Annotated in this window: 17 protein-coding genes; 6 read left to right on the top strand and 11 right to left on the bottom strand. The window is 71.2% G+C overall.

Annotated features, from left to right (window positions below):
* The first annotated feature begins 103 nt into the window (after positions 1–103).
* Both J7E91_RS03255 and J7E91_RS03250 read left to right on the top strand, forming a co-directional pair.
* A complete protein-coding gene (locus J7E91_RS03255) occupies positions 104–2,092 on the top strand; it encodes an N-acetylmuramoyl-L-alanine amidase (RefSeq protein WP_214898943.1) in 1,989 nt (662 codons plus the stop codon).
* 171 nt (positions 2,093–2,263) lie between these two features.
* Positions 2,264–4,489 (top strand): germacradienol/geosmin synthase, encoded by a 2,226-nt coding sequence (locus J7E91_RS03250; RefSeq protein ID WP_214898941.1) that lies wholly within the window; start codon positions 2,264–2,266, stop codon positions 4,487–4,489.
* A 61-nt stretch (positions 4,490–4,550) separates the two neighbouring features.
* Here the strand turns inward: J7E91_RS03250 and lepB are convergent, their stop codons facing one another.
* The 7 genes from lepB to J7E91_RS03215 all read right to left on the bottom strand — a co-directional run bounded on the left by lepB (position 4,551) and on the right by J7E91_RS03215 (position 10,419).
* Positions 4,551–5,228 carry a signal peptidase I gene (gene lepB, locus J7E91_RS03245; RefSeq protein ID WP_374224610.1) on the bottom strand — a complete coding sequence of 226 codons (678 nt, stop codon included), beginning with the start codon at positions 5,226–5,228 and terminating at the stop codon, positions 4,551–4,553.
* A gap of 72 nt (positions 5,229–5,300) precedes the next feature.
* On the bottom strand, positions 5,301–5,801 hold the full coding sequence (locus tag J7E91_RS03240; RefSeq protein ID WP_214898939.1) for a hypothetical protein: 501 nt from the start codon (positions 5,799–5,801) through the stop codon (positions 5,301–5,303).
* A gap of 162 nt (positions 5,802–5,963) precedes the next feature.
* The gene (locus J7E91_RS03235) at positions 5,964–6,203 is read right to left on the bottom strand and encodes a DUF397 domain-containing protein (RefSeq protein ID WP_214898938.1); all 240 of its coding nucleotides are present in this window, start codon (positions 6,201–6,203) and stop codon (positions 5,964–5,966) included.
* A gap of 107 nt (positions 6,204–6,310) precedes the next feature.
* The gene (locus tag J7E91_RS03230) at positions 6,311–7,492 is read right to left on the bottom strand and encodes a thiolase domain-containing protein (RefSeq protein ID WP_214898937.1); all 1,182 of its coding nucleotides are present in this window, start codon (positions 7,490–7,492) and stop codon (positions 6,311–6,313) included.
* The gene (locus J7E91_RS03225) at positions 7,489–8,565 is read right to left on the bottom strand and encodes a thiolase domain-containing protein (protein WP_214898936.1); all 1,077 of its coding nucleotides are present in this window, start codon (positions 8,563–8,565) and stop codon (positions 7,489–7,491) included. The genes J7E91_RS03230 and J7E91_RS03225 overlap by 4 nt, the downstream gene beginning before the upstream one ends.
* The gene (locus J7E91_RS03220) at positions 8,565–9,521 is read right to left on the bottom strand and encodes a Zn-ribbon domain-containing OB-fold protein (protein ID WP_214898935.1); all 957 of its coding nucleotides are present in this window, start codon (positions 9,519–9,521) and stop codon (positions 8,565–8,567) included. Before J7E91_RS03220 ends, J7E91_RS03225 begins: the two co-directional genes overlap by 1 nt.
* Before the next feature lie 91 nt (positions 9,522–9,612).
* Positions 9,613–10,419, bottom strand: a complete 807-nt coding sequence (locus tag J7E91_RS03215; RefSeq protein ID WP_214898934.1) for a crotonase/enoyl-CoA hydratase family protein — start codon at positions 10,417–10,419, stop codon at positions 9,613–9,615.
* Positions 10,420–10,596: 177 nt separating this feature from the next.
* On the opposite strand from J7E91_RS03215, the gene J7E91_RS03210 reads away from it, so the two are divergent.
* Positions 10,597–12,225, top strand: coding sequence for an acyl-CoA synthetase (locus J7E91_RS03210; RefSeq protein WP_214898932.1), 1,629 nt, complete (start codon positions 10,597–10,599; stop codon positions 12,223–12,225).
* A gap of 76 nt (positions 12,226–12,301) precedes the next feature.
* On the opposite strand, the gene J7E91_RS03205 is transcribed toward J7E91_RS03210, so the two are convergent.
* Together J7E91_RS03205 and J7E91_RS03200 are read right to left on the bottom strand one after the other, a co-directional pair.
* Positions 12,302–13,069, bottom strand: a complete 768-nt coding sequence (locus tag J7E91_RS03205) for a PepSY domain-containing protein (protein ID WP_214898930.1) — start codon at positions 13,067–13,069, stop codon at positions 12,302–12,304.
* A gap of 121 nt (positions 13,070–13,190) precedes the next feature.
* Positions 13,191–13,637 (bottom strand): SRPBCC family protein, encoded by a 447-nt coding sequence (locus J7E91_RS03200; protein WP_214898928.1) that lies wholly within the window; start codon positions 13,635–13,637, stop codon positions 13,191–13,193.
* A 53-nt stretch (positions 13,638–13,690) separates the two neighbouring features.
* On the opposite strand from J7E91_RS03200, the gene J7E91_RS03195 reads away from it, so the two are divergent.
* Both J7E91_RS03195 and J7E91_RS03190 read left to right on the top strand, forming a co-directional pair.
* The gene (locus J7E91_RS03195) at positions 13,691–15,235 is read left to right on the top strand and encodes an ATP-dependent DNA ligase (RefSeq protein ID WP_214898927.1); all 1,545 of its coding nucleotides are present in this window, start codon (positions 13,691–13,693) and stop codon (positions 15,233–15,235) included.
* 408 nt (positions 15,236–15,643) lie between these two features.
* Complete coding sequence (locus tag J7E91_RS03190) at positions 15,644–15,841, top strand: DUF4236 domain-containing protein (protein ID WP_214898926.1); 198 nt, start codon at positions 15,644–15,646, stop codon at positions 15,839–15,841.
* 68 nt (positions 15,842–15,909) lie between these two features.
* Here J7E91_RS03190 and J7E91_RS03185 read toward each other — a convergent pair whose 3' ends face one another.
* On the bottom strand, positions 15,910–16,839 hold the full coding sequence (locus J7E91_RS03185; RefSeq protein WP_214898925.1) for an alpha/beta fold hydrolase: 930 nt from the start codon (positions 16,837–16,839) through the stop codon (positions 15,910–15,912).
* A gap of 142 nt (positions 16,840–16,981) precedes the next feature.
* On the opposite strand from J7E91_RS03185, the gene paaK reads away from it, so the two are divergent.
* Positions 16,982–18,271 carry a phenylacetate--CoA ligase PaaK gene (gene paaK / locus J7E91_RS03180; protein WP_214898924.1) on the top strand — a complete coding sequence of 430 codons (1,290 nt, stop codon included), beginning with the start codon at positions 16,982–16,984 and terminating at the stop codon, positions 18,269–18,271.
* On the opposite strand, the gene J7E91_RS03175 is transcribed toward paaK, so the two are convergent.
* Complete coding sequence (locus J7E91_RS03175) at positions 18,240–19,766, bottom strand: acyl-CoA synthetase (protein ID WP_214898922.1); 1,527 nt, start codon at positions 19,764–19,766, stop codon at positions 18,240–18,242. The genes paaK and J7E91_RS03175 overlap by 32 nt on opposite strands.
* Positions 19,767–19,836: the final 70 nt, after the last annotated feature.

Below are 19,836 nucleotides of genomic sequence, written 5' to 3'. Positions count from 1 at the left end.
GCCCTGACGTGCTGAATCCGGGCGGTACGCGCCTCATTGACGGATCGTCCGGGACCCGGTACCCCTGTACTCGCTCGCGTACCGCCCGTCTCTGGAGGCCGCAGTGCGAGGATCCGTCACGTCACCGTCCACGAGCGACGCGCGCAGACGCGTATGGCAGGCGGGAGGTCTCGTGGCGTCAGCGGCGCTGGTGCTGCCGCTGCTGTCAGCCGGCCCTTCCGCCACCGCCGAGCGGCCCGCGCGGCCCGGGTCCGGCAGCTTGCAGCGCGATTTCGCGGCGGCCGCCGCACAGTACCGGGTGCCGCAGAGTGTGCTGCTCGGTGTGTCGTATCTGCAGTCCCGCTGGGACGCACACGGCGGCGCGCCGAGCGTGACCGGCGGCTACGGCCCGATGCACCTCACCGACGTCGAGACGGCCCTCGAAGAGGCGCCGCATCACTCGGACTCCGGAGAAGACCCGCGCGGTGACGACTCCCGGCCCGCGCGGACCGGTGGTGAGGCAGAGCTGCCGAAGGCGTCCGAACTCCCCGCCCGGCTGAAGACCCTGGAGCGGGCCGCCGCCCTCACCCGGCTGCCGGACGAGCAGTTGCGGCACAGCCCCTCGGCGAACGTCCGGGGCGGGGCGGCGCTCCTGGCCGCCGCGCAGAAGCAGCTCGGACGACCGCTGAGCACGGACCCGGCCGACTGGTACGGCGCGGTCGCCCTCTTCTCCGGAGCCGACGACACGGCGACCGCGACGACGTACGCGAACGATGTGTACGACGTGATCCGGGCGGGTGAGCGGCGTACCACCGACAGCGGCCAGCAGGTCACCCTGCCCGGCGCCCCGGAGCTCGTGCCCGACCGGACACAGGTCGCGGACCTGGGCCTGCGCACCGCCGACACCGGGCCGACCGAGTGTCCGAGGACGGTGGCGTGCGAGTGGATTCCCGCCCCGTACGAGGAGTTCGGGGACGGCGACTATGGCAACCACGACAAGGGCGACCGGCCCATGAGCCAGGGGATCGACTACATCGTCGTCCACGACACCGAGGCCACCTGGGACACGACGCTGAAGCTGGTCCAGAATCCGGAGTACGTGTCCTGGCAGTACTCGCTGCGTTCCACGGACGGGCACATCGCGCAGCACGTACCCCTCAAGGACGTGGCCTGGCACGCGGGCAACTGGTACATCAACTCCAAGTCCGTGGGACTGGAACACGAGGGTTTCCTGACCTCGCCGGACGCCTGGTACACCGAGGCGATGTACCGCACGTCGGCGCGGCTGGTGAAGTACCTGGCGAAGCGGTACGGCATCCCGCTCGACCGGCAGCACATCCTGGGCCACGACAACGTCCCCGGCCCGGTCACCGCGAACATCCGCGGGATGCACACCGACCCGGGCCCGTACTGGGACTGGGCGCACTACTTCAAGCTGCTCGGCCGGCCCTTCACTCCGACGGCCGGCCCGGACAGCGGTGTGGTGACGATCCGGCCCGAGTACGCCAGGCACCAGCCGCTCTACACGGGCTGCGTGAAGGCCGGTCAGCCGTGCGCCCCGCACGGCTCGGGCGCGGTCCGGCTGCACACCGGGCCGGACGCCGACGCTCCGCTGGTGAAGGACATCGGGCTGCGCCCCGGCGGCCAGGACTCGACGACCGGCGTCAACGACACCGGCGCCCGCGCCTCGACGGGGCAGCAGTACGCCGTCGCCGAGCGCAGCGGCGACTGGACCGCGATCTGGTATCTCGGGCAGAAGGCCTGGTTCCACAATCCGCGCACGCAGCCGACGGCGGTGAACGCCCGGGGGCTGCTGCTGACGCCGGAGGACGGCGCCGCCGACGTGCCGGTGTACGGGCGGGCGTACCCGGAGGCGGCGGCGTACGCCGGGACGTCCGTACCGGTGCAGGCTCTCTCGCCGCTGCCGTACAAGCTGCTCGCCGGACAGCGCTATGTGGTGGGCGACCGCGCACCGGGGGAGTACTTCTTCGCGCCGACGTTCGAGACCTCGGGGCATCGGGTGATTCGCGGCAAGGAGGCGTACTACGAGATCCAGTTCGGGCACCGGGTGGCCTATGTGAAGGCCTCTGACGTGCGCGTACTCACCTCGTAGGAAGGACAGGGGAGGAAACGGGGCGCCATCGGCCACGACCGGCGATGGCGCCCTTTTGTGTGACTGACCGGCGCGTGGCGTGGGCCGTACGGGCGACGGGTAGGGCTGGGCCGGAATTGACCGGTCCGCGCCGTGGTGGGGGTGCGGACGTCCTGGAAAGGCCGGACGTACATGGCACAGCAGCCCTTCACCTTGCCGGATTTCTACGTTCCGTATCCGGCGCGGCTCAATCCTCACGTCGACGAGGCGCGTCGGCACACGAGGGAGTGGGCGCGCCGGATGCAGATGCTGGAAGGCTCAGGCATCTGGGAGGAGCGCGACCTCGAAGCCCATGACTACGCACTGCTCTGCGCGTACACCCATCCCGACTGCTCGTCCGAAGTGCTGGCGCTGGTCACCGACTGGTACGTGTGGGTCTTCTTCTTCGACGACCACTTCCTGGAGACCTTCAAGCGGACGCTGGACCGGGAGGGCGGGAAGCGCTACCTCGACCGGCTGCCGGCGTTCATGCCGATGGATCTGGCGGACGGTACGCCGGAGCCGGAGAATCCGGTCGAGGCGGGGCTCGCGGACCTGTGGGCGCGGACCGTGCCGAGCATGACCGGCGCGTGGCGGGAACGGTTCGCCGAGTCGACCAGGAATCTGCTCAGCGAATCCCTGTGGGAACTCTCCAACATGGACAAGGGGCGGATCGCCAACCCCGTCGAGTACATCGAGATGCGCCGGAAGGTCGGCGGGGCGCCCTGGTCGGCGGGGATCGTCGAGTTCGCCGCGAACGCGGAGGTCCCGGCGTCGGTGGCCCACTCCCGCCCGCTCGGCGTGCTGCGCGATGCGTTCTCGGACGCGGTGCATCTGCGCAACGACCTCTTCTCGTACCAGCGCGAGGTCGAGGACGAGCAGGAGAACAGCAACGGTGTACTGGTCCTGGAGCACTTCCTGGGGTGTACGACGCAGGATGCGGCCGAGGCCGTCAACGATCTGCTGACTTCGCGGCTCCAGCAGTTCGAGAACACCGCGCTCACCGAAGTCGGGCCGCTGTGCGCCGAGAAGGGGCTGAGCCCCGCCGAGACCGCCGCCGTACTGGCGTACACGAAGGGTCTCCAGGACTGGCAGTCGGGCGGGCACGAGTGGCACATGCGATCGAGCCGGTACATGAACGGGGGCGGGGCGGCGGCCGGGCCCGCCGGGAGCGGCTGGGGGATGACGGCGGCGACACTGCGCTTCACCCCGCGGGCCGAGGCGGCGCGCCTGCGCAAGCACAGCCATGTGCCGTACCAGCACGTCGGTCCGTCCATCGTGCCCGACCTGGACTTGCCGTACGGGCTCACGCTCAGTCCACACCTGGCGGGCGCGCGGGACCGGAACATCGAGTGGGCGCGGCGGATGGGGATGCTGGAGCCGCAGCTGGGGCGGCCGGGGTCGGGCGTCTGGGACGAGCGGCGGGCGCGCAACATCGACCTGCCGCTCTGCTCGGCGGGCCTGCATCCGGAAGCGACGCCGCAGGAGCTGGACCTGTCGTCGAACTGGCTGACCTGGGGGACGTACGGCGACGACCTCTACCCCGTGATCTACGGGCGCACCCGCGACCTGGCCGGGGCGCACGCGGCGAACGAGCGGCTGCGGCTGTTCATGCCGCTGGACGGTGAGCCCACGCCGGAGCCGTCCGACGCGATGGAGCGGGGGCTCGCCGACCTGTGGGAACGGACGGCCGGGCCGATGGACGACGCTTCGCGGCGTACGTTCCGCAAGTCGGTCGAGGACATGATCGCGAGCTGGGAGTGGGAGCTGGCGAACCAGGCGCAGCACCGCGTGCCCGACCCGGTCGACTACATCGAGATGCGGCGGTTCACCTTCGGCGCGGACATGACGATGCGGCTGTGCCGGCTCTCGCACGGGGACCGGGTGCCCGACGACGTCTACCGGAGCGGGCCGATCCGCTCGCTGGAGAACTCCGCGGTCGATTACGCCACGCTGATCAACGACCTCTTCTCGTACCAGAAGGAGATCGAGTACGAGGGCGAGGTGCACAATCTCGTCCTGGTGGTGCAGAACTTCTTCGGGGTGGACTATCCGACGGGCGTCGACATGGTGCACGAGCTGATGAAGGGGCGGATGGAGCAGTTCCAGCATGTCATCGAGGCCGAACTGCCCGTCCTCTACGAGGACTTCGCGCTGGACGCCGAGGCGCGGGAGATCCTCGACGGCTATGTGCGTGAGCTCCAGAACTGGCTGGCCGGGATCCTGAACTGGCACCGCGAATGCGTCCGTTACCGCGACGAGGACCTGCGGGGCGGCACCGGCGGCGCCCCGTGGCACCTGAGTGGCCCCACGGGACTGGGCACTTCGGCTGCCCGGGTCGTCACCCTGCTGGGCCGGCCGGCCACGGCGCACGCGTAGCACTGTGCGGCGCGGGTGAACAGGCCGACGCGTACGGCCTGTTCACCGGCGGGGGACGTGGTCAGCGCCGCTCGTCGATGCCCGCCTGGCCGAAGGTGGCGGGCACCGGCAGGTTGTCGAGCCGGCCGACCGGCCAGGCGACCACCACGGCGCGCCCCACCACCTCGTCCACGGGCACCATGCCCGCGCCGGGCTCGTGCTGGTGGTAGCGGGAGTCGCCGGATGCCTGCCGGTGGTCGCCCATCACCCAGAGGTGACCGCTGGGCACCGTGACCTTGAACTGTCCGCCCGGGTCCGTGCTGCATGCCGTGTTGCCGGGGAAGACGTACGGCTCGTCGAGTGCCTTGCCGTTGACCTTGAGCGGGCCGGCGCCGTTGCACTCCACGGTGTCGCCGCCGACTCCGACGACCCGCTTGATCAGGTCCTTCTCCTCGGCGGACGGCATCAGTCCGATGAAGCTGAGCGCCTTCTGGACGGCGTTGGTCCGCGGGATCGGCTCGTTCTTCAGCCACTCGCCCGGGTCGTGGAAGACGACGACCTCGCCGCGCTCCGGCTCGGAGCCGAACCACGGGGTCAGCTTGTCGACGAGGACCCGGTCGCCCTTCTGGAGGGTGTTCTGCATGGAGTCCGAGGGGATGGAGAACGCCTGCAGCAGGAACGTCTTCACCAGCAGCGCCAGCAGCAGCGCGATCAACACGAGGAGCGGGAGCTCCTGCCAGAAGGGGCGCTGCTTCCTCACCTTCGGATACTGCGTTTCCGGTTCCCCGACTGCCACATCTCCCACAACCACTCCTCGCCTCACAGGGACTGCTCAGCCCTGCTGGAACAGCTCCGCGGGCAGGGGCTTCAGCAGCGCGTACAGGTCGTCGGTGATCGGCCGGTCCCAGCTGGCGATGGTGACGAGCACATTGTCGCTGCGGTCGAACTGTACGCAGGAGATGCGGCTTTCGGAGAGTTTGATACGGCGCACGATCAGGAGGTTGTCGCCCTGCATGACCGGCATGTCCTCGCTGCCGGTCACCGTGACGGGCTCGTCGTTCTCGAGCGCCAGGAGCAGCTGCGCCACCTCGAAGGGCACCTGGCCCTCCTCCAGCTCCCTCGCGGGCGAGCCCTCCGGCAGGTTGCCGATGATCATCGCGGGGCCGCGGCCGCCGAACAGGTCATAGCGCAGGAAGACACCCTGGCAGCTGCCGTCGGGCGCGGGCAGCAGGCCCGCTCCGAGGTTGCCCGGCCAGTCGCCCGGGTCCATGGCCAGGACATCGAATTCCGGGCCCGCGGGCGTGGCGGAGGGGCGGCGGCGGAGGAAGGACATGCCGCCATGGTACGTGGCCCGGGCGGCCTTCCGGCGTCAGGGGCGGCCCCGTGCGCGGGGCCGCTCCCGGCCCCGGTCCCCGGTCGCCGTACGGCTCGGTTCCAGCCCGTACGACGGTCGGGGCGCCGGGGCGAAAAGCCCAGTCCGCCTCTGGGTCAGCCTCTAGGTCAGGTCGAAGGCGCCGTTTCGCGCGTTCACGACGAAGGCGCGCCACTCGGCCGGGTTGAAGATCAGTGGGCTGCCGGGTGCGGTGGCGTTGCGCATGGCGATGAAGCCCTCGACGAACGCGATCTGAACGTCGCCCGCCCCCTGACTGCCCGACTGCCAGTCCGCTTTGCTCAGGTCCAGCTGCTCCGGCTTGTCCCAGCCCGTAACCCGCTGCGCAGTGATGCTCTCGGCCACGTCCCTGCTCCTCCCGGTTCGTCGTCCGCCGGTCAGCCTAGCCATCGACTCCGGGAGTGGACAGGCCACGTCAGCACTGCCGTGGCCCGTCCGCCGGGCCGGGCCCCTCAGGAAGCCGGCGGTTCGGCGCCGACCAGCCACATGGAGAAGAACTGGGCGCCGCCGCCATAGGCATGGCCCAGGGCCCTGCGGGCGCCGTCGACCTGGTGCTCCCCGGCCTGGCCGCGCACCTGGAGGGCGGCCTCGGCGAAGCGGATCATGCCGGAGGCGCCGATGGGGTTGGTGGACAGGACGCCGCCGGACGGGTTGACGGGCAGGTCGCCGTCGAGCTCGGTGACGCCGGACTCGGTGAGCTTCCAGCCCTCTCCCTCGGCGGCGAATCCCAGGTTCTCCAGCCACATCGGCTCGTACCAGGAGAACGGCACGTACATCTCGACGGCGTCGATCTCCCGGCGCGGATCGGTGATGCCCGCCTGCCGGTAGACGTCGGCGGCGCAGTCCCTGCCCGCCTGCGGGGAGACGAAGTCCTTGCCGGCGAAGAGGGTGGGTTCGCTTCGCATGGCGCCGCCGTGCACCCAGGCGGGCGGGTGCGGCGCGCGGGCGGCGCCCGTACGGCCCGTGAGGATCATCGCGCAGGCCCCGTCGGAGGAGGGGCAGGTCTCGGAGTAGCGGACGGGGTCCCAGAGCATGGGCGACGCCTGGACCTTCTCCAGGGTGATGTCGTGCTCGTGGAGGTGGGCGTACGGGTTCTTGAGTGCGTTGCGGCGGTCCTTGTACGCGACGACGGAGCCCACGGTGTCGGGTGCGCCGCTGCGGCGCATGTACGCCCGTATGTGCGGCGCGAAGAATCCGCCGGCCCCGGCGAGCAGGGGCTGCTGGAACGGGACGGGCAGGGACAGGCCCCACATCGCGTTCGACTCGGACTGCTTTTCGAAGGCGAGGGTGAGGACCGTGCCGTGGACGCGGGCGGCGATCAGGTTCGCGGCGACGAGGGCGGTGGATCCGCCGACGGAGCCCGCCGTGTGGACGCGGAGCATGGGTTTGCCGACGGCTCCCAGCGCGTCGGCCAGGTAGAGCTCCGGCATCATCACGCCCTCGAAGAAGTCGGGGGCCTTGCCGATGACGACGGCGTCGATGCCGGCCCAGGTCAGCTGGGCGTCGTCGAGGGCGCGCTGGGCCGCTTCGCGCACGAGCCCGGCGATCGAGACGTCCCTGCGGGCGGCCACGTGCTTGGTCTGGCCGATGCCCACGACCGCTACGGGCTCCTTGCCCGTGACTGTCCCGCTCATGACTCCCCTTCCAGGACGGCGACGAGGTTCTGCTGCAGGCAGGGCCCCGAGGTGGCGTGCGCGAGCGCGCGGTCGGACGCGCCCCGGTGGATACGGGCCGCCGCCTCGCCGATCCTGATGAGCCCGGCCGCCATGACGGGGTTGGCGGCGAGCGCCCCGCCGGACGGGTTGACGTTCACGTCGTCACCGAGGCGCAGCGCCTTGCGCAGGACGACCTCCTGCGAGGTGAAGGGCGCGTGCAGCTCGGCGGTGTCCACGAAGGGGGCACCTCCCATGCCCTTCAGGCCATGGGGGATTTCGAAGGCCCCGGCCCGCTCGGCTGCCTGCCGGGCCGACGGGGAGTCGGTGAGGTCGCGTACGCCCAGGCTGTGCGCCTCGATGCGGTGGTCCATGCCGCGGATCCAGGCGGGTCGCTCGCACAGCCCGCGCGCGGTGTCGCCGGCCGCCAGGATCACCGCTGCCGCGCCGTCCGAGATGGGCGGGCAGTCGCCCGTACGCAGCGGCTGTACGAGGTAGTCGCCGGCGGGGACGGGCCCGCTGAGCGGGGCGTGCGGATTGGCCGCGGCGGCGGCGCGGCTGCGGGCCGCGACCGCCGCGAGGGCGGGCTCGTCGGTGTCGCCCGCGTCGATCAGGGCCTGCGCCTGGAGCGCGGCCAGGGACACGGAGTCCGGCCAGAGGGGGGCGACGTAGTACGGGTCGAGCTGGCGGGTGAGGACGTCGCGGATCTCGCCGGGTGAGGTCTTGCCGTACGCGTAGACGAGCGCGGTGTCGGCCTCGCCGGTCAGGAGCTTGACCCAGGCCTCGTAGAGCGCCCAGGCACCGTCCATCTCCACATGGGACTCGGAGATCGGGGGCCAGGCGCCGACGCCGTCGAGGGCCATGGTGAAGGAGAAGGCGCGGCCCGCGAGGTAGTCGCTCGAACCGGAGCAGGTGAAGCCGATGTCGCTGGTCTTCAGCCCTGTCTGCCCGAGGACGTCGTGCAGCACCGGCATCAGCATCTCGACTTCGGACAGCTCGTCGCTGCGCCGCCGGTGATCCGTCTGCGCGAAGGCCACGATCGCGATCTCGCGCATCAGATCAGCTCCTTGTACGCGTCGTAGTCGGCGTCCGGTTCGCCGGTGGGCCGGTAGTGGTCGGGGTAGCGGCCGCCCGGGGTCCACACCGGTTCGACGCGCAGCCCCATGCGCACCTGGTCGTACGGGATGCCGCCGATCCGGCCGTGCAGGGCGAGGTCGGCGCCGTCGAGTGCGATGTGCGCGTAGACGTACGGGACTTCGATGTCGAGGTTGCGCGCCTTGATGTTGACGATGCAGAACGTGGTGACGGTGCCTCGGGGGCCGACCTCGACGCGTTCGGCGGTCGCGATGCCGCAGGTGGGGCAGGCGCCGCGGGGCGGGACGTACACCTTGCGGCAGGAGGGGCAGCGCTCGCCGACGGTGCGCCGCTCGGCGAGCGCGTTGATGTAGTCGGTGGGGGCGCGGCCGGGGCTGTACGTGTAGTCGAGGCGGGCGGGGGTGGTGATGCCGGTGACGGGGTCGGCGAACCGGCCGTCGTGCGGGGTGTGGCGGCCCTTTTCGCTCTCGTACGGTTCGAAGCAGGCGATGTCGGTGATGGCGCCCGTGGGTTCGGCGGCCCAGCGGATACGTACACGCATGCCGGTGCGTACGGCGTCGGGGCCCGGCGCGTCCAGTACGTGCAGGAGGGCGGTGTCGGCGCCGTCGAGCCTCACCAGCACCCAGGCGAAGGGCGTGCGCAGCGGCTGGTCGCGGCGCGGGGCCGGGTTCCAGGCCCAGGTGGTGACGGTGCCGGTCGGGGCGACCTCGACGAGGTCGCGGATCTCTTCGGCGGTGACCGGGTCGTACTCGACGGGCGGCACGAGTACTCCGCCGCCGGCGGTCTTCACCCCGAGGACGGTGCGCTCGCGCAGGCCGGTGAGGAAGGCGCTCTGTACGGGGCCGAGGGAGCGGGTGAAGGGGAATTCGACAACGAGCGGGGCACGCAGCACCTCCGGGGAGGGGGCGGCAGTCATGGGCAAAGCTCCATTCTCCGTGGCGCGCGGGGCTGTCTCCGGCGGATGCCGGTGGAGGTCGGGCGGCTTGGCCGGCGCGGTGGTCGCACGGTCATGCCCGCCGGTAGGCGGGCGGGCGTTTCTCGGCGAAGGCGCGGGCGCCCTCCTTGGCGTCGGCGGTGCCGAAAACGGGCCAGCCGCGCTTAAGTTCGGCCGCGAGACCCTCGGTCTCGGTCATCTCCGCCGTCTCGTACACCGATGCCTTGACCGCCTCGACGGCGAGCGGGCCGCAGGCGTTGATCTGCTCGGCGATGGCGAGGGCCTTGTCGAGGGCGGTGCCGTCGGGGACGACGTGGCCGACGAGCCCGATGCGTTCGGCTTCCGGCGCCGAGTACGGGCGGCCGGTGAGCAGCATCTCCAGGGCGTGCGTACGCGGGATCTGGCGTGGCAGGCGTACGGTCGAGCCGCCGATGGGGAACAGGCCCCTTCTGACCTCGAAGAGGCCGAAGGTCGCGCTCTGGGCCGCGACACGGATGTCGGTGCCCTGGAGCATCTCCGTACCGCCGGCGACGCAGTACCCCTCGACGGCGGCGACGACCGGCTTGCGTGGACGATGGTGGCGGAGCATCGCCTTCCAGTGGAGGTCGGGGTCGGCCTTCATCCGGTCGCGGTACTGGTCGCCGCCGCCCATTCCGTTGTCGCCCGCGAGGGCTTTGAGGTCCATGCCGGCGCAGAAGTCACCGCCCGCGCCGGTCAGTACGACGGAGCGGATCTCGTCGTCCGCGTCGGCGGCGAGCCAGCCGTCGTACAGCCCTACCAGCATCGGCAGCGACAGCGCGTTCTTCGCCTCCGGCCTGTTCAAGGTGAGTACCAGCGTGGCGCCTTCGCGCTCCAGGGTGAGGTGTTCCGTACCACGCATTGACTGCCTCCCGTCTCAGGAACGAGAACAGGTTGCAGTAGGGCGGCGCCCACTTCAATAGTTTTCTGACACTCAGTCAGTTTCATTGGGTCCGGCCTCTTCCCACTTGGGACGGCCTTTGCTCTGATGGCCGTCGAGTGACCGTCGAGCAAACCGCAGCCCGGGTCAGGAGGAACGGTGGAGTACAACCTTGCCGACCTGTTCGAGTCGGTCGTCGACGCGGTCCCAGGCCGTGAGGCGCTCGTGTACGTCGACCATCCCGGTACGGGCGTGGAGCGCAGGCTCACGTACGCCGAGCTGGACGCGGCGGCCAACCGCGTCGCCCACCACCTCGTCGACGCGGGCGTGAAGCCGGGCGAGCACCTGGGGCTGCACCTCTACAACGGCATCGAGTACCTCCAGACCGTGCTGGGCTGCCTCAAGGCGCGCGTCGTCCCCGTCAATGTCAACTACCGCTACGTGGAGGAGGAGCTGGTCCACCTCTACCGCGACGCCGACCTGGTGGCGCTGGTCTTCGACGCCGAGTTCACCGAGCGCGTCGCGGCCGCCCTGCCCCGGACGGACAAGCTCCGGCATCTCGTACGGGTGGGTACGCCGCCCGGCGGCGCGCCGGAGCCCGCGATCCTGCCGGTGCCGTTCGCGGAGGCCGAGGCGTCCGGGGCGGCCGGGCGGGGGTTCGGGCCGCGCTCGGCCGACGACCAGTTCATCATCTACACCGGCGGTACGACCGGCATGCCGAAGGGTGTGATGTGGCGGCAGGAGGACTTGTTCTTCGCCGGCCTCGGCGGCGGGGCGCCGACCGGTGAGCCGGTGAAGTCCCCGCAGGAGCTGGCGGAGCGGGTGGCGGCCGGGGGTGACGGGATCACCTTCTTCCCCACTCCCCCGCTGATGCACGGCACGTCGACGCTCACCGCGTTCATCGGGTTCTTCTTCGGCCAGCGGGTCGTCGTCCACCGCAAGTTCGTGCCGCACGAGGTGCTCCGTACGATCGAGAAGGAGAAGGTCACCAGCGTGTCGCTGGTCGGCGACGCCATGCTGCGGCCGCTGATCGACGCGTTGAACGGGCCGATGAAGGGCACCGACTGCTCGTCGTTGTTCAGCGTCTCCTCGTCGGGCGCGATCATGTCGGAGACGGTGCGCGAGCAGTTCCAGGCGCTGGTGCCGAATGTGATGCTGCTGAACAACTTCGGGTCGTCGGAGTCCGGCTTCAACGGCACGGCGACGGACGACTCGGGCCCCGGCAAGGGGTTCAGGCTGCGGGTCAACTCCCGTACCGCAGTGGTCGATCCGGCGACGTACGCACCGGCCGCGCCCGGCGAGGTGGGCCGCATCGCGCAGCGCGGGCATGTCCCGCTGGGCTACTACAACGACCCCGAAAAGACCGCCGAGACCTTCTTCGAGGCGGACGGCGAGCGGTGGGTGCTGCTGGGCGACATGGCGACGGTGGACCAGACCGGCATCGTCACCGTGCTCGGACGGGGCTCGCAGTGCATCAACACGGGCGGCGAGAAGGTGTACCCGGAGGAGGTCGAGCAGGCGCTCAAGTCCCATCCGGATGTGTACGACGCGCTGGTCGCCGGGGTACCGGACGAGAAGTGGGGCAACCGGGTGGCAGCCGTGGTGCAGCTGCGCGGGGGCGCGAAAGCGCCGGACCTCGACGCGATCCAGGCACACTGCCGGTCCCGGCTCGCGGGATACAAGATTCCCCGGCAGCTGGTGATCACCACGGAGATACAGCGCTCGCCGAGCGGCAAGGCGGACTACCGGTGGGCCCGTTCGGTCGCGGCGGGCACCGGCGGCCCTTAGCCGGCCGCCGGTCCCCAGCGGTCCGGGGCGCGGTCCCGGTGCCCGGTCCCCCACCGCGCCCGGTGGCGACGACGCGTCAGTCGCGGTCGACGTCCTCGCTCAGGATGTCGCCGGTCGTCGCGTCGATGTCGAACGTGGTCTTGTTCCAGTCGTCGGTGGTCACGACCTCGACGGACCAGATGACGTCACCACTGTCGGTGTCGTCCAGCTCCATGGAGGTGACCGTGCCCTTCTTCCGGTCGGTGGCGGCCTTGGCCACCTGCTCCGGAGTCTGCTTGACCTTGGTGAGCCATTCGGCCCGTTCGCGCTTGTCGTCGGCGTCCTGACCCGGGTCCGTCCGGGACCGGATCACGTCGCCGGACGCGGCGTCGATGCGGACGGTGTGCTCCGTACCGTCCTTCTCGGAGACCTCAGCCACCCATACCGAACCACCCGCACCCGGGCTCGGGCTGGGGCTCGGGCTCGGGCTGCCGTCGGGGCTCGCGGTGGGGCTCGCGGTGGCGGCCCCGCCGGCCGAGCGCTTCAGCTCGATCGACAGCAGCGTGCTGCCCGGCACCTCACCCACGGCCGTGGCGGCGACCTTGGCGGCGGTGACCTTGGCGGTCGGGACCAAGGCCTTGCGCGCGGCCTGGTCCTCGGTGAGCCGGGGGGAGCCCGTGGGGCTCGGCGAGACGGTCTGCCGCACCTCCGGCTGCCCGGCGGCGGCGCGGGGCGACTTGGAGTCACCGCTGTTCCCGCAGCCGCTGACGAGCGCGGCGACGGCTACAGCGCAGAGGGCGGCAATACGGACACGCCGGGCCTGCGGGACGACGGCGCGGTACACATGAGTGGGCTGAAGGTTCATGACCGCACGATTAACCTCCCGGCCGCCCCGGCATGTCGTCCGACGGCAAGAGTCACCCGATCGCACGGCCGTTCGCCGCTCCTGCCGGGCAAGGGAGCAGATGACGGTCCGGCAAGCCGGTTCACCGGCCGGGCGGGGAACCGAGCAGGCGCGTGACCGCCCGCCCGAAGACCAGACGGCCCGCGCGCTCGATCACCTTGTCGAACGCCCGGGGGAGTCCCCGCAGCCGCAGATCCTCGGTCCAGACGACCAGGGCCCCACCAGGAGCCGGACGTACGCCGATCTCGGCCCATCCCAGTACCACCCCGCCCCGCTTCTCCAGCCTGCAGTGGCCGGCTCCCCCGGCCACCGGCGGGTCCCAGGCCACGACCTCCATCGGATCGGCGAAGCCGACGCGCCCGATGCCTGTGCGGGCCACGAGCACCGTCCCGGTGGCCGTCGGCGGTGGGGTGGTGACGGTGATACGGGTGAGCGGGGCCTGGGCGGCATGGTGTTCCCACACGGTCAGGCGCCGCCATGCCTCGTCGGCGGAGAGAGGTGTTCGGCGTTCGATACGGAAGAGGGCCACGGTCCGACCTTAAAAGGCCTGCGGGGCAGCAGGCACCGTTGCAGGATGGGGGCATGCTGCTGGCCACACTCGCCCGGGTCTCGCTGGAGATCGCCTCGACGTCCGCGCGCTCGCGCAAGACCGCGCTGCTTGCGGAGCTCTTCCGCAGCGCCGGGCCCGACGACGTACCGATTGTGATTCCGTACCTGGCGGGCCGCCTCCCCCAGGGCCGCATCGGTATCGGCTGGAGCCTGCTGCGGGAGCCCGTCACGCCCGCCGACTCACCCACGCTGACCGTGCGCGAGGTGGACGCGGTGCTGACCGCGTTCGCGGGGGTCGCCGGGGCCGGATCGCAGACGCAGCGGGCGCGGCTGGTGCGGGAGCTGATGGGGGCGGCGACCGTAGAGGAGCAGAAGTTCCTCTTCGGGCTGCTCACGGGCGAGGTGCGGCAGGGCGCGCTGGACGCGCTGGCGGCGGAGGGACTGGCCGCGGCGGCGTCGGTGCCTGCCGCCGATGTGCGGCGAGCGGTGATGCTGGGCGGTTCGCTGGTCGAGGTCGGCCGGGCGCTGCTGAGCGAAGGGCCGGCGGCGCTCGCGGAGTTCAGCCTCCAGGTGGGCCGCGCCGTGCCGCCGATGCTCGCGCATCCCGGGCAGAACGTCGATGCGGCGGTCGGCAAACTCGGTCCGTGCGCGGTGGAGGAGAAGCTGGACGGTATCCGGGTGCAGGTGCACCGCGACGGCGAGCGGGTACGCGTCTTTACGCGCACCCTGGACGACATCACGGACCGCGTACCGGAACTCACGTCCGTCGCGGCCGAGTTGGCCGGCGACGGGTTCATTCTCGACGGTGAGGTCATCGCTTTCGACCCGGACGGCAGGCCGCTCCCCTTCCAGGACATCGCGGGCCGCGTCGGCTCCCGTCTCGACGTGGCGGCGGCGCGCGAGGCGCTGCCCCTGTCCCCGGTCTTCTTCGACGTGCTGGCGCTCGACGGGGAGGTCCTCCTGGATCTGCCCTACCGGGAGAGGTACGAGCGGCTGGCGCGGCTGGTGCCCGAGCCGATGCGCGTACGCCGGACGGAGGTGGCCGGCGCCGACGAAGCGCCGCGGGCCGAGGAGTTCCTGGCCCGGACGCTGGGGCGCGGCCACGAAGGGGTGGTGCTCAAGGCTCTGGACGCGCCGTACCAGGCCGGGCGGCGCGGCACGTCGTGGCTCAAGGTGAAGCCCGTACACACGCTCGACCTGGTGGTGCTGGCCGCCGAGTGGGGCCACGGGCGGCGTACCGGCAAACTCTCCAATCTGCATCTCGGCGCCCGGCGGCCCGACGGCACGTTCGCCATGCTCGGCAAGACGTTCAAGGGCCTCACCGACGCGATGCTGGACTGGCAGACGCGGCGGCTTCAGGAGCTGGCGACCGGCGACAACGGCCATGTGGTGACCGTACGTCCGGAACTCGTCGTCGAGATCGCGTACGACGGGGTCCAGCGGTCCACGCGCTATCCGGAGGGCGTGACGCTGCGTTTCGCTCGCGTGGTGCGCTACCGGGAGGACAAACCGGCCACCGAGGCGGACACGATCGCGACCGTCCTCGCGACGGGGCCGGTGCGGGCAGCAGAGGACTGAACAGCCCTCCCCTTCCCCCCCCCCGTTCGCGCCTTCAGCCGTGCGCCACGACGGCGGGCGCCATCGGCCGAGCCGTGGCCCCAGGCGCTCGTACAGCCCGGCCAGGGCGAGCGCCGCTTCCGGCTCCATCATGGATCCGGGCGGCAGCTCCGCGAGTTCGGCCAGCTCCCGCTCGTCGGCGGTGCGGCCCGAGGCCAGTCGCTCCGCCAGTCGGACGAGACGTCGGAAAGCGGGTTCGTCACTGGGCGTCGTCACGGTCGGATACTAGGCAGGTCAATCGCGGCGCCACCAGCGGGATTCAGCGTGCCGGGCCGGGCGGCCGACGCGGCCGGAGGGGCATGGTCCGGGCAGGAGCGGTAACCCGTACGAAGCATGCCTCTCACCCCTCTCCCCCGAAGGACGTCGACCATGCCGATCACCTTCCGCAAGAGCTTCCGGATCCTCCCTGGGGTGCGGCTGAACATCAACCGTCGCTCCTGGTCCATCACCACCGGCGGCAGGAACGGCCCCCGGCGCACCACCAGCAGCACGGGCCGCCGTACCACCTCGATGGACCTGCCGGGCCCCTTCGGCTGGCGCAGGACCACGCGCACCCACCGCCGGTGAGCACCCGCCGGGGTACCGGCCGGAGGGCCGCATTGCTGACATCGCGTCAGAACGGTGCGGGCGGGTCCTCAAGGACCAGCCGGCCGGTCCGCTCCGGGTACGCCTGCGCCACCAGCAGAGCGACCATGCCGCGCATGGATGCCGTCCGCCCGTACGCCGCGCAGTCCGGCGTCGAAGAAGGTGCCGACCGTACGGACGAACCAGCCGGGGTCGTCGAGCCAAGGGAAGTGCCCGCCGCCGGGCTGTACGGCCGACTCGGCGGCGGGGAAGAGCGCGGCGATCTCGGCGGCGCGCTCCGGGGTGGGCACGCCGTCGCATTCCCCGGCGAGCACGAGAACGGGCGCCTCGAACGCCGCCAGCGCGGCGCGCGTCGCCGGCGGGTCGAAGGTGCTCTCCGTGGCGAACACCTGCGCCGCCGCCCGGTTCAGCTGCCGCGGGCTCTGTGCGGCGTGCGCCTGTGCGGCCGCGTCCCAGCGTCCGTAGAAGAACGGATAGGCCGAGCCGGTCGTGTCGACGCCGCGCAGTTGCGCGTCGAGGGCGGCGTACGCCTCCTCGAACCACGGTTCGCCCTTCCGCAGCCGCGCCGCCGACAGCCGGTCCTCGGCCGTCACCGCCACCCCGGCGGCCCACGCGGTCGGCGTGACGAGCGCCAGGCGGCGGACGCGGTGGGGGTGGGCGGCGGCGTACAGCATGCCGAGACTGCCCGCCGCCGAGTGCGCCAGCACGTCCATGCGCTCCAGGCCCAGATGCTCACGCAGCGCCTCCACGTCGGCGACTAGCCGCTCGCAGCGGTACGTCGCCGGGTCGGCCGGGACCGCGGAGTCGCCGGTGCCGCGCAGGTCGAGGAGGACGAGCTGCCGGTGCGCGGAGAGGCCTCCCAGGTCGCCGAGGTAGGCGGAGGCGCGCATGGCGCCGCCGGGCAGGCAGATCAGGGGCTCGCCCTCGCCCACGAGGTGGTAGGCGAGCGTGGTCCCGTCGTGCGCGCTGAATGTCCGCATGGCCCTCATGTACAAGATCATCACAACTGGCGGCCCTTCAAAGCAATGCTTTTCTCTTGACGCCCGGCCGGCCTCCTGGATTACTGACCCCCAGAAGATCGACCGAATGATCGGTTGTCCGGTTGGGACGGGAGAGTCACCTATGACGGTTCTGCTGGACGCGGCGGAGGAGCTCGGCCGCGAAGAGCTGGGGGCACTGCAACTCGAACGCCTGCGGACGACTCTGCGCCGCGCGTACGAGAACGTCCCGTTCTACCGGCAGTCGTTCGACAAGGCCGGGCTGCGTCCCGAGGACTGCCGGTCGCTCGCCGACCTCGCCCGTTTCCCGTTCACCGTCAAGACCGATCTGCGCGACAACTACCCCTTCGGCATGTTCGCCGTCCCGCAGTCCGCTGTCCGCCGCATCCACGCCTCCAGCGGTACGACGGGCCGGCCGACGGTCGTCGGCTACACCGAGCGCGACCTGGACATGTGGGCGGATGTGGTCGCGCGCTCGATCCGCGCGGCCGGCGGCCGCCCCGGCCACAAGGTGCATGTGGCGTACGGATACGGCCTGTTCACCGGCGGGCTCGGCGCGCACTACGGCGCCGAGCGCCTCGGCTGTACGGTCATCCCCGCGTCCGGCGGCATGACCGCCCGCCAGGTGCAGCTCATCCAGAACTTCCGCCCCGAGGTCATCATGGTGACGCCGTCCTACATGCTGACGCTGCTCGACGAGTTCGAGCGCCAGGGCGTCGATCCCCGTACCACCTCCCTCAAGGTCGGCATCTTCGGCGCCGAGCCGTGGACCGAGGAGATGCGGCGCGAGATCGAGGAGCGGTTCGCGATCGACGCCGTCGACATATACGGGCTGTCGGAGGTCATCGGCCCCGGCGTGGCCCAGGAATGCGTGGAGACCAAGGACGGCCTGCACATCTGGGAGGACCACTTCTACCCGGAGGTCGTCGACCCCGTCACGGGCGAGGTGCTGGCGGACGGCGAGCAGGGCGAACTGGTCTTCACCTCGCTCACCAAGGAGGCCATGCCGGTCGTCCGTTACCGCACCCGCGACCTGACACGGCTGCTCCCGGGAACGGCGCGGCCGGGCTTCCGGCGGATGGAGAAGGTCACGGGCCGCAGCGACGACATGGTCATCGTGCGCGGTGTGAACCTCTTCCCCACCCAGATCGAGGAAATCGTGCTGCGTACGCCGGGAATCGCTCCGCACTTCCAGCTCCGGCTGACCCGCGAGGGCCGGATGGACCGGCTGACCGTACGGGCGGAGGCGCGGGCGGAAGCCACCGGGGAGCAGCGGGCGGCCGCGGCGGCGTCGATCGCCGCCGCCGTGAAGGACGGTGTCGGCGTCTCGGCCGGGGTCGAGATCGTCGACCCCGGGACGCTGGAACGGTCGGTGGGAAAGCTCAGGCGGATCGAGGATCTGCGGGCGAAGTGAGCGAACCCAACCGGTCCCGCAGCTCGCGCTTGAGGATCTTCCCGCTGGCGTTGCGCGGCAGCTCGTCCACGAAGAGCACCCGCTTCGGGGCCTTGAAGTGTGCGAGCTTCTCGCGGGCGTACGCGAGAAGCTCGGCCTCGGTCACCTCGCCGCGCGGCACGACGACGGCGGTGACGGCCTCGATCCACCGCGCGTCGGGAAGGCCGACGACCGCCGCCTCCGCGACGCCGGGGTGGGTGTAGAGCGCGTCCTCGACCTGCCGGGACGCGACCAGTACGCCACCGGAGTTGATGACGTCCTTCACGCGGTCGACGATCGTGAAGTACCCCTCGCTGTCGCGCGTCGCGAGGTCCCCCGAGCGGAACCATCCGTCGCGGAACGCCTCCTTGGTCTCGGCCGCCTTGTGCCAGTACCCCTCGCACAACTGCGGTGAGCGGTAGACGATTTCGCCGGGCGTCCCGTCCGGTACCTCGGCGCCGTTCTCGTCGACGACCTTCGCCTCGACGAACAGCACGGACCTGCCGCACGAGTCCATCCGCCCCTCGTGCTCGTCCGGCCCGAGGACCGTCGCGAGCGGACCGATCTCGCTCTGCCCGAAGCAGTTGTAGAAGGCGAGATCCGGCAGTCGCTCGCGCAGCCGCTCCAGTACCGGTACGGGCATGATGGACGCGCCGTAGTACGCCTTGCGCAGACCGCTCAGGTCGCGGGTGGCGAAGCCGGGGTGCTGGGAGAGGCCGATCCAGACCGTGGGCGGCGCGAAGAGGCTGTCCGCCCGGCCCGCCTCCACCAGGTCGAAGATCTTCGCCGGGTCCGGACCGTCGATGATGGTGTTCTCCGCACCGACCGCGAGATACGGCATCAGGAACACGTGCATCTGCGCGGAGTGGTAGAGCGGCAGCGAGTGCACCGGCCGGTCGCCCTCCTTGAGGTCCAGTGCGGTGATGGCGCTGACGTACTCGTGGACGAGGGCCCGGTGCGTCATCATCGCCCCCTTGGGGAGCGCGGTCGTGCCGGAGGTGTAGAGGAACTGCACGACGTCACGGGCGTCCCGGTCCGGGTCGTACGGGCGCGGCGTGCTCAGCGCGTCGAGCAGTGAGCCCTCGGCGTCACGCAGCGGGCGTACGGCGGAACCTGCCGGGAGCCGGTCCGCCAGGCCGGGATCGGCGAGGACCAGTGCGCTGCCCGAGTCCTCGAGGATGTACGCCAGGTCGTCACCGGTCAGGTGCTGGTTGACCGGCACATGGACAAGTCCCGCCCGCGCGCAGGCGAGGAAGGCGATGAGGTACGCGTCCGAGTTGTGGCCGTACGTCGCCACCCGGTCGCCGTCCTCAAGGCCAAGCGCGACGAGTTCGGCGGCAGCGGTGGAAACCGCGGTGTCCAGCGCGGCGTAGGTCCAGGACCGGTCCGCGTACCGCAGGGCGATGCGGTCCGGGGACCGGCGCGCGCTGCGGCGCACGATCCCGTCGACGGTGCTGCTGCGTACGTCTGTCGTCATGGCGTGATCGTGGGGCGCGGTGCGACCGGAGGTCAAGGGGCCGAACGGGCCTGAACGCCGCCTCGGCGCG

It is taken from the genome of Streptomyces sp. ISL-99 (genome assembly GCF_018614005.1).
GTDB lineage: Bacteria > Actinomycetota > Actinomycetes > Streptomycetales > Streptomycetaceae > Streptomyces > Streptomyces flavidovirens.
The sequence above is the reverse complement of the archived record's forward strand: the minus strand, read 5'-3'. Positions and strand labels throughout refer to the sequence as shown.

Coding starts and splice junctions, on each gene's coding strand:
- J7E91_RS03240 (WP_214898939.1), bottom strand. CDS start 5,801: ATGTCCTTCCTCCGCCGCCGCCCCTCCGCCACGCCCGCGGGCCCGGAA.
- J7E91_RS03250 (WP_214898941.1), top strand. CDS start 2,264: ATGGCACAGCAGCCCTTCACCTTGCCGGATTTCTACGTTCCGTATCCG.
- J7E91_RS03215 (WP_214898934.1), bottom strand. CDS start 10,419: ATGCGTGGTACGGAACACCTCACCCTGGAGCGCGAAGGCGCCACGCTG.
- J7E91_RS03205 (WP_214898930.1), bottom strand. CDS start 13,069: ATGAACCTTCAGCCCACTCATGTGTACCGCGCCGTCGTCCCGCAGGCC.
- paaK (WP_214898924.1), top strand. CDS start 16,982: ATGACGGTTCTGCTGGACGCGGCGGAGGAGCTCGGCCGCGAAGAGCTG.
- J7E91_RS03185 (WP_214898925.1), bottom strand. CDS start 16,839: ATGCGGACATTCAGCGCGCACGACGGGACCACGCTCGCCTACCACCTC.
- J7E91_RS03190 (WP_214898926.1), top strand. CDS start 15,644: ATGCCGATCACCTTCCGCAAGAGCTTCCGGATCCTCCCTGGGGTGCGG.
- J7E91_RS03195 (WP_214898927.1), top strand. CDS start 13,691: ATGCTGCTGGCCACACTCGCCCGGGTCTCGCTGGAGATCGCCTCGACG.
- J7E91_RS03175 (WP_214898922.1), bottom strand. CDS start 19,766: ATGACGACAGACGTACGCAGCAGCACCGTCGACGGGATCGTGCGCCGC.
- J7E91_RS03225 (WP_214898936.1), bottom strand. CDS start 8,565: ATGCGCGAGATCGCGATCGTGGCCTTCGCGCAGACGGATCACCGGCGG.
- J7E91_RS03230 (WP_214898937.1), bottom strand. CDS start 7,492: ATGAGCGGGACAGTCACGGGCAAGGAGCCCGTAGCGGTCGTGGGCATC.
- J7E91_RS03220 (WP_214898935.1), bottom strand. CDS start 9,521: ATGACTGCCGCCCCCTCCCCGGAGGTGCTGCGTGCCCCGCTCGTTGTC.